The organism is Massilia sp. BSC265 (assembly GCF_000740675.1).
In the GTDB taxonomy this organism is placed as follows: domain Bacteria; phylum Pseudomonadota; class Gammaproteobacteria; order Burkholderiales; family Burkholderiaceae_D; genus Telluria.
Genome location: NZ_JPXI01000037.1, coordinates 100,879 through 113,861, shown reverse-complemented (window position 1 = coordinate 113,861; position 12,983 = coordinate 100,879). Strand labels below are relative to the sequence as shown.

Sequence of the window (12,983 nt, the reverse complement as noted above, 5' to 3'; positions counted from 1 at the left end):
CTATTCGCCCAGCGTGGCCATCACGGCTTCCAGCTGTTCCAGGGCGGAGTCGAATTCGAAGTCGCCGATCGCGCCCTGGACCTGGGCGACGCGGGGCGCGACCGGGTGGCCGGCCAGCGCCGCCGCCAGGCCGGAGAGGGCGGCATCGTCGAGGGCGCCGCGGCGCAGGGCCTGCAGCAGCACGCCGCCGGCACGGCGCGCGCGCGCCAAGTCATAAGGGGCAGCCTCCGGCGCGACGATCGGCTGCGGGCTGCCCGCGCGGATCGCGGCCAGCGCCTCTCCCAGCGCCACGGCGGCGGTATCCAGCGCCTGGGCGGCCTCGCGCTCGTCGGTCGGCACGGTATTGGTGGCCCGCTCGAGCCTCGACAGCGCGTCCGACAGCTGCTCCAGGCCGACGTTGGCGGCCACGCCGCGTACCTTGTGCGCCAGCATGCGCAACTCCTGGTGCGAGCCGCCCGCCGCATGCATCTTCAACGTGGTGGCAAGGCCGGCGTACTGGCGGCCGAAATGGTCGAGCGCCTCGGCATACACGTCGGCCTTGTCGGCCCAGCGGTGCAGCCCGGCGCGGCGGTTCAATACTTCGCGCGCCGGCGCCGGGATCGCCGCCAGGTCGGGGTTCGCCTGCGCCTGCTGGCCGAGGCCCAGCACGCGCGCGATCTCGTGCGACAGGGAGAACCAGTCGACCGGCTTGGTGGCGAAGCCGTCCATGCCTACTTCCACGCTGGCGCGGCGGTGCTCGGGCAGCACGCTGGCGGTCATCGCGATTACCGGCGTGCGGCGCTTGCCTGTGGCGGCTTCATGGGCGCGGATCGCGCGCGTGGCGCTCAAGCCATCGAGCGTCGGCATCTGGAAGTCCATCAGCACCAGGTCGAAGTCGCCTTCCTTGGCTTGTTCCAGCACCGCGGCGCCGTCCGCGACGGCGGTGAGCGTGTGGCCGCGGCGCGCCATCAGGAGCTGCAGCAGTTCCAGGTTCTGCGGTACGTCGTCGGCGGCCAGCACGCGCAGCGGCGGCAGCACGGCGGCGCTGCGCACGCGCGGCGCCTGCTGCGCAAAGCGCGCCAGCACCAGAGGCAGGTGCACGTGGAAGCTGGTGCCCTTGCCGAGTTCGCTCTCGGCCCAGATCTTTCCGCCCATCAGCTCGACCAGCTGCTTGCTGATCGTGGTGCCGAGGCCGGTGCCGCCGAAGCGGCGCGTCATCGAGGCGTCGGCCTGGGTGAAGGGGTCGAAGATCGCCTGCAGGCGTTCCGGGGCGATCCCGATACCGGTGTCGCTGACGACGATGCACAGCTGGTCGCCCTCGGCGCGCACGCGCAAGGTGACCGTGCCTTTCTCCGTAAACTTGATCGCGTTGTCGAGCAGGTTGGTGAGCACCTGGCGCACGCGCAGCTCGTCGCCGCGCAGCCCGGTCGGCAGCGCCGGGTCGTAGTGGATGTCGAGGTGCAGGCCCTTGGCGCGCGCATTCGCGGACAGCGTGGACGACAGCTCGTCGATCAGGGACAGCAGGTTGTAGTCGTGCTGCTCCAGCTCCACCGCGCCCTTCTCCAGCTTGGCGGTGTCGAGGATCTCGTTGAGCAGGCGCAGCAGCGAGCGGCCGGCGCTGCGGATGGTGTCGAGGTGGCGCCGCTGCTCCTTGTTCAGTTCGCCGTCGAGCAGGACGTCGGTGAAGCCGAGGATCGAATTCATCGGCGTGCGGATCTCGTGGCTCATGTTGGCGACGAAGGTCGCGCGCGCGGCGGCGGCCTGCTCGGCCTTGTCCTTGGCCTCGCGCAGTGCTTCTTCCATCATGCGGCGTTCCGTGATGTCGAGGATGACGCCGTCGAGCCAGACGACTTCGCCCGCGTCATTGCGCGCGCCGCCGCCGTTTTCCCACATCCAGCGCACGCTGCCGTCGCGGTGCAGCAGGCGGTATTCGATCAGGTAGGTGCGATCCTCCCGCAGGGCGGCCTGGATCTGTGCTGTGATCTCCACGCGGTCGCTGGCGTGGATCAGGTTGCCGAACGTGCGGCGCGGCGCCTCGCCCAGGAAGTCGGCCGCCGGGTAGCCCGTGAGGCGCTCGACCGCATCGCTGATGAAGGCCATTGGCCAGTCGCCATCCACGGCGCAGCGGAAGGAAATGCCGGGGATGTTGGCGATCAGGGAGCGGAACTGCGCTTCGCTGGCGTGCAGCGCCTGCATGATGGCGCGGCGCTCGCTGATGTCGGTGATGAAGCAGACGAACAGGTCCTGCGTGTCGAGGCGCGCATGGCCGATGGCGCGGCGGATCGGCACCAGGCTGCCGTCCTTGCGCTTGCCCATAATCTCGCTGCTGCCGGACATCGCCGGGGTGTAGCCCTCGATGATGAGGCCCAGCAGGCCGTTGTGCGAGGCGGCATCGTCGTCGGCGATCAGGAGGCTGGCGCTGCGTCCGACGATTTCCTCGCGCCGCCAGCCGAAGATGCGCTCGGCCGAGGCGTTGAATTCGCTGATGGTGCCGTCGCGCGCGATGGTGATCACGCCGTCCACCGTGGTGGTGAGCAGGGCGCGCATCCAGGCTTCGCTGCGGCGCAGCTCGAGGAACATCATGCGGTAGCGCAGCAGGCCGTTGGCCGCGACCACCAGGCCGGTGAAGGCGATAGTGGTAAGCGAGATGGCCAGGGCCAGGAACTCGCTGTTCGAGGAGCCGGTGCCGCCCGGCGTCACCTGGCCGACGAAGCGGGCGGCGGCCATGCCGGTGTAGTGCATGCCGGCGATGGCGCAGCCCATCACGATGGCCGCCAGCAGCAGGCGGCGCGATTCGCTCAACGAGCGGAAGCGCGTCAGGCCGAAGCGCACGCCCAGCGCCAGCGTGGCCAGTACCACGGCCACCACGATCGACAGGGCGAACATGGTCGGGTCGTAGCGCAGCTGCAGGCGCATCTGCATGCCGGCCATGCCGGAATAATGCATCGCGCCGATGCCCGCGCCGACCAGCACGCCGCCGATCAGCAGGCCGAGCGGCCCGAGGCGCTGGCGCGAGATCAGCGACAGTGCCACCGCCGATGCGCCGATGCTGGGCAGGGCCGACAGGATGGTGACCTTCGGGTCGTAGGTGATCGGCGTGCACAGGTTGAATGCCAGCATGCCGATGAAGTGCATGGCCCAGACGCCGGCGCCGAGAGCAAGGCTGCCGCTGCCGAGCACCAGGACGCGGTGGGTGCGGCTGGCGGCTGCCTGGCCTGCGACCTGCAGGCCCATCCAGGACGAGAAAATGGCGATCAGGACCGACAGCAGGACCAAGCGCGGTTCATAGACGCCAAAAGTGAGCAGCGACGGATCGTCCGGAACTGAAAATAATTGCAGCATGGGGCGGCTTTTGCGGTGATTGGGCAGTGAAAAGCGCCCAGGAATGGTCTCGGCAGTATCGCATTTTCGTAAGGGAAAGTCTCGTTGAGGGCAGGAATCATGCGGGTTTGACACGCTGATGTGTCGCGCGAGCGCCACCTGTCATGACATCGGCGGCGACATGCATTGCGGAAAAATTCCTTGTAGTGCTACTCTGCAATCACAAACAAAACAAGTCCGCCGTCCAGCGCGACCGGCAGGCGATCCAGCCAGGGAACAAGCTTGCTCACTCGAACTCTCGCGATAGCATTCGCTGTAATCAGCGGTGCTGCTAGCGCCGCCGTGGAGACGGCGCCCGCCGCCAGGCCGCGGCTCTACCTGACGACCGAAACCTCGGCGCCGTCGAGCATGCTGGAAGGCACGCGCGTGATCGGCATTGCCACCGACAAGGTGCGCGAAGCCATGCAGCGCGCCGGCATCGACTACACCATCGAACTGCTGCCCTGGAAGCGCGCCTACCTGGCCGCGCAGCAGCGCAGCGATGCCTGCGTCTATTCGACCTCGCGCACGCCCGAGCGCGAAGCCTTGTTCAAATGGGTGGGGCCGACCGACACCGGCCACTGGGTGATGATGGCCCGTGCCGACAGCAAGCTGAAGCTGCGCAGCCTCGAGGATGCGCGCGGCCTGCGCATCGGCACCTATAACGGCGACGCCCGCGACGCCTACCTGCGGGCACGGGGTTTTCGTGTCGATGCCGCGAATGAAGATCTTGCCAACGCCGGCAAGCTGCTGCTCGACCGCATCGACCTGTGGGCGGCCAGCCTGCGCAGCGGCAGCACCATTCTGACCCGCTACGGCTACGACAAGAAGATCGTGCCGCTGCTGGTGTTTAACCGCATCGAACTCTACCTGGCCTGCAACCCCGGTGTGCCGGATGCCGTCGTGGCGCGGCTGAACGCGGCCTTCGAGGCCATTGCCCGGGACGGTACTGGGCGGCGCATCGAGCGCAGTTACGAGAACTGGGGGCAGCCGCTCAGGCAGCACTGACTACGGTCGCCAGCGCACCGGCGAAGCAAGAGTGCACAGGCCCCCGCCTCAGGTAGAGGCATGCGAGCGCCTGCATCGCCGACCAGGCGCGATGAGGTGTAAAGTTTTCCGACGGGAATCAGGAAGAGAATCAGGAAGATGCGGAAAGCGCTGAGGCTTGCGCCAAGCGCCGATGATCGATCATTCGATCACGGCAACGCAAGCTGCCATGCTGGTGGGTGGTGCCTCCGGCCGGAATCGAACCGGCACGCCTTTCGGCGCTTGATTTTGAGTCAAGTGCGTCTACCAATTCCGCCACAGAGGCCCAATAGCAGGGGCGCATCTTAGCACATCGATTGCACGAATGGCCAGTACTGCGGACCAACTCTGCTGCAAAGAGGGGGCGAGCAGGGCTGGAAAGGGCCTGCGCAGGCCCTCGCCGGCGTACGACAGTCCCCTCAGGCGGAGATGCGCTGCTGCAGCAGGCGCAGGCTGCCCACCGGGCCGACCACCTGCAGCGTGTGCGGCTGTACCGCCACTTCGATCGAGCCCTCGCGGCCGCGCAGCCAGGGCAGCGGACGGAAGTAGCTGATGCGGTCGGCATCGGACTTGCTGCGGAGGTAGCCGAGGGAGACCAGGGCTTCGTCGAGCGTGTTGATCATGTAGTGGGCATCGAAGCGGGTGCGCATCTCGAAGCGCCCGGGACCCATCATGGCGACCGGCATCAGGCCACCGACCAGCGCCGGCAGCACGATGTAGGGCAGCGGGGTTTCCGGGTCGATGAGGTGCAGCGCCAGCATCAGCAGCGGCAGGCCGACCGCGACGGTCAGGGCCCAGGGGAACAGCTGCCGCCAGGTAGCGGGGCGACGCAGGAAGTAGGGCCGCTCGCGTATACGAACAATTTCCGAAAAGGTAACGCTTTTCATGGTATCTCCTCGCAGCGCTGCTCGATCGGTTGCGCCCGTATGGCAACAAAAAACGACCTGTTTCATTGTGCCGGTCCAGTTTACGAGGCAATTGATTCCGCTCAAGCGCGCTTTCATGCATACATAGGTTCTCACATCAGGCTGGTGTACTGCGCACCGATGAAAAAGATGCAGGAATCGTGCCAGAAAGACAAAGGCCGCCGGCGGGATGACGGCGGCCTTGGGATGACTGCGGGGAAAGGGGAGGATCAGCGGCTGCGCTGGAACAGGCGGAAGCGTTCGTCGCGGTCGGAAGCGCGCCTGCCTTCCCACAGCACGGTACTGCCGCGGACGCCGTAGCGGCGTGCCAGCTTGTCGTCGTCGCGGTTCCTGATGCTGTCCTGGAGCAGGACGTAGCGGCAAGCGCCGCCCGCCAGGGTGGTGAAAGGCAGCCGGCCGAAGTAGGCGAAGGAAGCGCGCTGGGCCGGGTTGACATTGGTTTCGATGCAGTCCGCGTCATGCGGCAGCTTGGCCGCGATCTGCTGCGCCACGCCGGCGTAGCTCTTGCTGTAGTTCAGGTCCGGCAGGAACAAGGTCATCAGGAGCACCCACAGCAGGATCAGCCCGCTCGAGGACAGGACCACCGCACGCCACAGCACCGAAGGCTGGCGCGACAGGCGCCAGTGGACCAGCATGATCCAGCCGATGCTGGTTGCGGCCGCCACCAGGAAGGCGATGATGCCGACTTCGGGCTTGAAGCCCGGCACCAGCTTGAGCGCGTTCTTGGCCAGCTGGGCCGGCCAGCCGGTGAGCTTGGCGATCCAGAACAGCCAGACCAGCGCGCCCAGCATGGTCAGCACCATCACCGAGAACCAGTCGATCGCATTGATCGCGCCGCGCTTCATGGTCGGCAGGCCGAAGGCGGCCATCAGCGCCAGCGGCGCCAGCATCTTGAGGAAGTCGCCGTTCTCCGGCTCCGGGTCGCACAGCAGCAGCAAGGTGAGGGCGACGAAGAACATCACCGGCATCACGATGTGGAGCAGGTGCTGCTGGCGGCGCCAGGCCCAGATCGCCCACAGGGCAAAAGGCCAGGCCGGCCAGAAGAACCACACGCCGATGCGGAAGAAGCCCTTCAGCGAAGCCAGGCCGGGCAGGCCGAGCTGGCCGGCGTTCCATTCCAGCCACTCGCCGACCGGCGACAGGCCGTAGGGCTGGACCAGCGCGGCGGGCACGATCCAGACCAGGGTGATAAGAAATCCGACACCTGCCGCGATGGCCAGGTGGCGCAGGGTGTCGCGGGTGGCCAGCTTCAGGTAGGTGGTGCAGGCGTACAGCGCCAGCACCAGCACCGCCGGCACCACGACGCCGCGCGTGAGCGAAAGCAGGCCCAGCGACAGTCCGACCAGCACGGCATTGCGGGTCGACGATGTCTCGACATAGCGCACCGCGCGGTACAGGAAATAGGCGAGCAGGGCGCCTTGCAGGGTGGCGGCCAGGGTCAGGTGGCTCTGCACCAGCAGGCCGAGGCAGCCGAGGTAGATCAGCACCGCGGTGTCGCCCAGCGTGCGGCCGTAGTCGTCGGGCTCGGGCTGGCCCCCGAAGGCCAGGCGCAGCGGCTGCGCTTCGGCGCGGCGGCCGAGGTGGAAGGCGGTGTACCAGAGCGACATGGCGCCGGTAACAAAAATGCCGATGGTGGAGACGCGCGCCGCCAGCACGTCGCCCAGGATCCAGCCGAACAGCTTGATGCACAGCGCGCCGAGCCAGAAGGCCAGCGGCCCTTCCTGGGCGGCGGCAAGGCCGGCGATGTTCGGATACAGCCAGTCGTCCAGGCCGCCATGCGCCATGGTCCACATGATGCCGAAGGGGCCGGCGTCTTCCTTCCACGGGTGGCGGCCGATCAGGCCCGGCAGGATGTACAGCATGCCCAGCGCGAGCAGGGCCCAGCGGGGCAGTGCCAGTGTGGCGGCAGCGGGAAGGCGGACGGGTTTCATCGTTCAGTGCAGCGGGTAAGAATAGTCGCGTAGTATAGCTGCGAAAAAAAAAGAAGCCGGAGAACCGGCTTCTTTTCTGGCAACTTCGGGCCCTGCGGACCCGGAGCTTGCGTGGTGCCTGGGCAAATTAGCCGTTGGCAACCGAGGTCTTCGAACCGACCGAACCGAACTTCTGGCGGAACTTCTCGACGCGGCCAGCGGTGTCGACGATCTTGTGCTTGCCGGTGTAGAACGGGTGCGATTCAGCCGAGACTTCGATCTTGACCAGCGGGTATTCCTTACCTTCGTAGGTAGCGGTTTCGCGGGTGTTGATGGTCGAACGGGTGATGAACTTGAAGTCGCAGGACACGTCGTGGAACAGGACTTCGCGGTAATCCGGATGGGTATCGGTCTTCATGATGTTGCTTTCTCTATAGTCGGTAGCCAAACGGCACTTCGTCGGTCGTCTTGCTTCTTGACCCGATTGCCGATCACTTGCCAGGGTTGGACTGAACCGGCGATTATAAGCCGGTTCGGTGCTCCCGGCAAGAAAAAGGGCGGCCCGTGGGCCGCCCTCTGTCGCGCGATACACTACGCCGGCGTTAACCGCCGCGGCGCATCATGTCAAAGAATTCGACATTGTTCTTGGTCGCGCGCATCTTGTCGAGGATGAACTCCATCGCCTCGATCTCGTCCATCGAATACAGCAGCTTGCGCAGGATCCAGATTTTCTGCAGCTGGTCCGGCTTGATCAGCAGCTCCTCGCGGCGGGTGCCCGACTTGTTCAGGTTGATCGCCGGGTAGACGCGCTTCTCGGCCAGGCGGCGCTCGAGGTGCACTTCCATGTTGCCGGTGCCCTTGAATTCTTCGTAGATGACGTCGTCCATGCGCGAGCCGGTCTCGATCAGGGCGGTCGCGACGATGGTCAGCGAGCCGCCTTCCTCGACGTTACGCGCCGCGCCGAAGAAGCGCTTGGGACGCTGCAGGGCGTTGGCGTCGACACCGCCGGTCAGCACCTTGCCCGAAGCCGGGATCACGGTGTTGTAGGCGCGCGCCAGGCGGGTGATCGAGTCCAGCAGGATCACGACGTCCTTCTTCATCTCGACCAGGCGCTTGGCCTTTTCCAGCACCATCTCGGCGACCTGCACGTGGCGGGTAGCCGGTTCGTCGAAGGTCGAGGCGACCACTTCGCCGCGCACCGAGCGCTGCATCTCGGTCACTTCTTCCGGACGCTCGTCGATCAGCAGGACGATCAGGGTCACGTCCGGGTGGTTGGCGGTGATCGCGTGGGCGATGTGCTGCAGCATGACCGACTTGCCCGACTTTGGCGAGGCCACCAGCAGGCCGCGCTGGCCCTTGCCGATCGGCGAAATCAGGTCGACGATGCGGCCGGTAATGTTCTCGGCGCCGTTCATGTCGCGCTCGAGGCGCAGCGGCTCGTTCGGGTGCAGCGGGGTCAGGTTTTCGAACAGGATGCGGTGCTTCGAGGCTTCCGGCGACTCGCCGTTGACCTTGTCCACCTTGACCAGCGCGAAGTAGCGCTCGCCATCCTTCGGCGTACGCACTTCGCCTTCGATCGAGTCACCCGTATGCAAGTTGAACCGGCGGATCTGCGACGGCGAGATGTAGATGTCGTCGGTCGAGGCCATGTAGCTGGCGTCTGGCGAGCGCAGGAAGCCGAAGCCGTCCGGCAGGACTTCGAGGGCGCCGTCGCCGAAGATCTGTTCGCCCTGCTTGGCGCGCTTCTTCAGGATCGCGAACATCAGTTCCTGTTTACGCAGGCGGGCTGCGTTGTCGATGTCGAGGCCGATGGCCATCTCCAGCAGCGCGGAGACGTGCATTGCCTTCAGTTCAGATAAATGCATGTTTGTGTGGGTGTCCCGTGACGGGAAAGTAAAGGTAGGGGAGGGAACTACGTGGGTTTTTTAAACTGGAAGCACCGGAGCCGGTTCGCTTCCCGACAATGACGGCAGCGCGGGCGCGCTGCCGCCGCTCATGGTGTCAGTATCAAATATTGCTGTCGACAAACTGAACCAACTGGCCCTTGGCCATGGCGCCGACTTTCTGTGCAGCAGCGGCGCCGTTCTTGAACAGGATCAGGGTCGGGATGCCGCGGATACCGAACTGGGCCGGCACGGCCTGGTTGGCGTCGACGTCGACCTTGGCCACCACCAGCTTGCCCGCGTATTGTTGGGCAACTTCTTCCAGAATCGGTGCAATCATCTTGCACGGGCCGCACCACTCGGCCCAGAAATCGACCAGGACCGGAAGCTCGGACTTGAGCACTTCGGCATCGAAGCTTGCATCGGTGATGTGTTTAATGTTTTCGCTCATTATGTTCCTCAAAAGAGGTAAGGATCAATTAACGCCTGTGGCCAGTGCCAAAACCTGCGTGCCTGGCCGACTTCCGCGTACTGCTTATCGCGCAGTCTCATCAAATAACTAGCTGCTACACAATGGTGGAGGCACTGTGTGCAAAATTCAATATGGAAAGACGGCAGGGGGTGTCAGGCGGGGATGTGCCGAATAATACCCCATTTTTTCAAAAAGTGTGGACCGGTTTGTACAAAACCTCAACATTGCACCGCAAGGCGCAATTGCTCGATCCCCAAGGGCTTGCGGAAGGTCCCCGCCACCTGCAGCCCGAGGGCCCGCGCCAGCTCGGTTGCAGCGTCGCGCACGCCGTCTTCCAGTGCCGATACCAGGATGACCCGGCCGTTGTATCCCTGGCCGGCCGCCGCCTGCAGGAACTCGATGCCGTCCATCTCCGGCATCGCCAGGTCGCAGATCAAGAGGTCGGGCGCGTGGCGCGGCAGGACCGCCAGCGCGCGCCGCGCGTCGAGTTCGGCATGGACGTCGAAGGGGCCGGCGCCATCGCCCACGTCGAGCATGTCGAGCATCTCGCGCAGCACCTCGAGCATGAAACGGTCATCGTCAAGCAGCAGTACGCGGCGGGGCGCGGCATGCAATGCGGGCAAGGAAGGGGGCTTCATGCGGGCGTGGTCGATGGCGGTTCGAAGGAAGCCATTATGGCGAAGTTTTCCACGCCCGTGGAGATATTGAACACCGATTGAAGAACAAGGGCCTCAAACGCTGCCGGTAAAGCGCGTCAAGTGGCCAGGATGCCACATTGTGGCGACCGAAGCGACCCGTCCGCCCGAGGTGGTGCGGCGATGCAGCACCAGGCAGGGCCGGCCTGCGCCGATCGCCAGCATCGCGGCCACCTCGCCCGGCGCCGGCTGGGCTTCGATGGTATAGCTGGCGCCCTGCAGCGGCGCCGCCGCCATCAGGTGCTCGTTCGGGGTGATGGCGCTGAAGTCCTGGTCGAGGTAGTTCGGCGCACACTCCGGATTGACCCAGCGGTCTTCGACCTGGATCGGCACGTCGTTCTCGAAGTGGACGATGATCGAGTGGTAGAGCGTGGCGCCGGGCGCCAGCTCGAATTCGGCCGACAGCTCGTCGGTGGAAATTTCGGCACGCAGCAGGCGCAGGTGGCTGCGGTGGGCGCGGCCGCGCGCGCGGATCTCGTCGGCGATGTTGCGAATCTCGACCAGGGTCGCCTGGTACTTCTGCGGCGCCACGTAGGTGCCGGAACCCTGGCGCCGGGTCAGCACCTGCTCGGCGGTGAGTTCGCGCACCGCACGGTTGACGGTCATGCGCGAGACGCCGAACTGGCGTACCAGCGCCTGCTCGGACGGCACCAGGTCGCCTTCTTTCCAGCGGCCGGACGCGATCTCGCCGACCAGGTAATCCTTGATGCGCTGGAAAATGGGGGTGCTGTCTTGCGTGATCGGTTCTTCCAAACTACTCTCCGGGAAGGCATGGGCGGCAAAGCCGCGACACCAAATTCTAGCATCGCAGTCGAAAGAGAATTGAAAGCAAGACCCGGAGTGTCTCGGAGTAGCAGCACGGCTAGGCTGTACCTCTCCATCTTGTTACCGAACCGGGATTCATCATGACAGCCATGACCAGCATCTTTGATACCGACGAAGCGCGCTGGGCCGCGGTGCAGCCCCGCGACCGCGACGCCGACGGGCAGTTCTATTATTCCGTGCGCAGCACCGGCGTGTATTGCCGGCCGTCGTGCCCCTCGCGTGCGGCGCTGCGCGCCAACGTCGCCTTCCACGCCAGCTGCGCGGATGCCGAAGCCGCGGGCTTCCGCGCCTGCCGGCGCTGCCGGCCGGCCGAGCCGCCGCTCGCGCAGCGCCAGGCGGCGGCGGTGGCGCAGGCCTGCCGGCTGATCGACGAAGCGGAGGAAACCCCTGACCTCGACAGCCTGGCGCAGGCGGTGGGCATGAGCCGCTTCCACTTCCACCGCATGTTCAAGACGCATACCGGCATCACCCCCAAAGCCTATGCCAGCGCGCGCCGCACCGCGCGCCTGCAGCAGGGGCTGGCGGTGGCGACGAGCGTGACCGATGCGCTGTACGAGGCCGGCTTCGGCTCGAGCGGGCGCTTCTACGAAGCCAGCAGCGGCGCGCTGGGCATGACGCCCGGCCGCTACCGCACGGGCGGGCAGGGCGAGACCATCCGCTTCGCCGTCGCCGGCTGTTCGCTCGGCGCCATCCTGGTGGCGAGTACGGCGCGGGGCATCTGTGCGATCCTGATCGGCGACGAGCCGGAACCGCTGGTGCGGGATTTGCACGAACGCTTCCCGCAGGCGGAGCTGGTGGGCGCGGAACCCGACTTCGAACGCACGGTGGCGCAGGTGGTCGGCTTCGTGGAAGCGCCGCGCCTCGGCCTCGACCTGCCGCTCGACGTGCGCGGCACCGCCTTCCAGCGCCGTGTGTGGGAAGCGCTGCGCGCGATTCCGGCCGGCGCCACGGTGAGCTACAGCGAACTGGCCGAGCGCCTCGGCATGCCTGCGGCAGCCCGGGCCGTCGCGGGAGCCTGCGCGGCCAACCCGGTGGCGGTGGCGATTCCCTGCCATCGCGTGGTGCGGCTTGATGGCGCGCTGTCGGGCTACCGCTGGGGGATCGAACGCAAGCGCACGCTGCTCGACCGCGAGGCAGCATCGTAATGACTAGCTTGAAGGAGATCGACTGGGAGCGCGTGGCCGAAGAACTGGATGCCTTCGGCTGCGCCGTGATTCCCGGCCTGCTGGCCCCACAGGATTGCGAGGCTGCCAGCGCCCTGTACGAGCGGCCCGCGCTGTTCCGCAGCCGCGTCGTGATGCAGCAGCACGGCTTCGGGCGCGGCGAGTACCAGTATTTCGCGTATCCGCTGCCCGCCTCGCTCGCAGCGCTGCGCAGGACGCTGTATCCGCCGCTGGCCACCATCGCCAACCGCTGGCAAGCCGCGCTCGGCATCGATACCCGCTTCCCGGCGGAGCATGCGGACTACCTGGCGCACTGTCACGCGGCGGGGCAGTTGAAACCGACGCCGCTGCTGCTGCGCTACCGCGAAGGCGACTACAACTGCCTGCACCAGGACCTGTACGGCGAGCTGGTGTTCCCGCTGCAGGTGGCGGTGCTGCTGTCCAGGCCGGGCATCGATTTCGAGGGCGGCGAATTCGTATTGACGGAGCAGCGCCCGCGCATGCAGTCGCGTGCCGAGGTGGTGCCCCTTAGCCAGGGCGACGCGGTCGTGTTCCCGGTGAACGTGCGTCCGGTGCAGGGCACGCGCGGCGTGTACCGGGTGGCGATGCGCCATGGCGTCAGCCGGCTGCGGCGCGGCACGCGGCACACCCTGGGGGTCATCTTCCACGATGCAGGCTAGGGCGGCTATGCCCTGGCCTTAAATTTCTATACACTCCTCCGTGCCGCGCCCACAAGGAGCGGAA

Annotated in this window: 11 protein-coding genes and 1 tRNA gene; 3 read left to right on the top strand and 9 right to left on the bottom strand. The window is 66.2% G+C overall.

Going from position 1 to position 12,983, the window contains the following annotated elements:
• The gene (locus MA09_RS17375) at positions 1 to 3,321 is read right to left on the bottom strand and encodes an MHYT domain-containing protein (protein ID WP_036251261.1); all 3,321 of its coding nucleotides are present in this window, start codon (positions 3,319 to 3,321) and stop codon (positions 1 to 3) included.
• A 321-nt stretch (positions 3,322 to 3,642) separates the two neighbouring features.
• Between MA09_RS17375 and MA09_RS17370 the strand changes: the two genes are divergently transcribed.
• The gene (locus MA09_RS17370) at positions 3,643 to 4,347 is read left to right on the top strand and encodes an ABC transporter substrate-binding protein (protein ID WP_229440771.1); all 705 of its coding nucleotides are present in this window, start codon (positions 3,643 to 3,645) and stop codon (positions 4,345 to 4,347) included.
• 219 nt (positions 4,348 to 4,566) lie between these two features.
• Here MA09_RS17370 and MA09_RS17365 read toward each other — a convergent pair.
• The 8 genes from MA09_RS17365 to hutC form a co-directional block, all read right to left on the bottom strand.
• Positions 4,567 to 4,651: transfer RNA gene (locus tag MA09_RS17365), tRNA-Leu, on the bottom strand.
• A gap of 133 nt (positions 4,652 to 4,784) precedes the next feature.
• Entirely contained in the window at positions 4,785 to 5,252 is a 468-nt protein-coding gene (locus tag MA09_RS17360) for a hypothetical protein (RefSeq protein ID WP_036251260.1), read from the bottom strand.
• Between the two features lie 248 nt (positions 5,253 to 5,500).
• Entirely contained in the window at positions 5,501 to 7,222 is a 1,722-nt protein-coding gene (locus tag MA09_RS17355; RefSeq protein WP_036251259.1) for a glycosyltransferase family 39 protein, read from the bottom strand.
• Positions 7,223 to 7,349: 127 nt separating this feature from the next.
• Entirely contained in the window at positions 7,350 to 7,619 is a 270-nt protein-coding gene (locus MA09_RS17350) for a type B 50S ribosomal protein L31 (RefSeq protein ID WP_036251257.1), read from the bottom strand.
• A gap of 184 nt (positions 7,620 to 7,803) precedes the next feature.
• Positions 7,804 to 9,066: a transcription termination factor Rho gene (rho, locus tag MA09_RS17345; protein WP_005665081.1), complete on the bottom strand. Its 1,263-nt coding sequence runs from the start codon at positions 9,064 to 9,066 to the stop codon at positions 7,804 to 7,806.
• Between the two features lie 142 nt (positions 9,067 to 9,208).
• Entirely contained in the window at positions 9,209 to 9,535 is a 327-nt protein-coding gene (gene trxA / locus MA09_RS17340) for a thioredoxin TrxA (protein ID WP_036251255.1), read from the bottom strand.
• A 239-nt stretch (positions 9,536 to 9,774) separates the two neighbouring features.
• On the bottom strand, positions 9,775 to 10,194 hold the full coding sequence (locus MA09_RS17335; protein ID WP_036251254.1) for a response regulator: 420 nt from the start codon (positions 10,192 to 10,194) through the stop codon (positions 9,775 to 9,777).
• Between the two features lie 93 nt (positions 10,195 to 10,287).
• Positions 10,288 to 11,004 (bottom strand): histidine utilization repressor, encoded by a 717-nt coding sequence (hutC, locus tag MA09_RS17330; protein ID WP_051933549.1) that lies wholly within the window; start codon positions 11,002 to 11,004, stop codon positions 10,288 to 10,290.
• Between the two features lie 152 nt (positions 11,005 to 11,156).
• Between hutC and ada the strand changes: the two genes are divergently transcribed.
• Together ada and MA09_RS17320 are read left to right on the top strand one after the other, a co-directional pair.
• Entirely contained in the window at positions 11,157 to 12,221 is a 1,065-nt protein-coding gene (gene ada, locus MA09_RS17325) for a bifunctional DNA-binding transcriptional regulator/O6-methylguanine-DNA methyltransferase Ada (protein WP_036251252.1), read from the top strand.
• A complete protein-coding gene (locus tag MA09_RS17320; protein WP_036251249.1) occupies positions 12,221 to 12,919 on the top strand; it encodes a 2OG-Fe(II) oxygenase in 699 nt (232 codons plus the stop codon). The genes ada and MA09_RS17320 overlap by 1 nt, the downstream gene beginning before the upstream one ends.
• Positions 12,920 to 12,983: the final 64 nt, after the last annotated feature.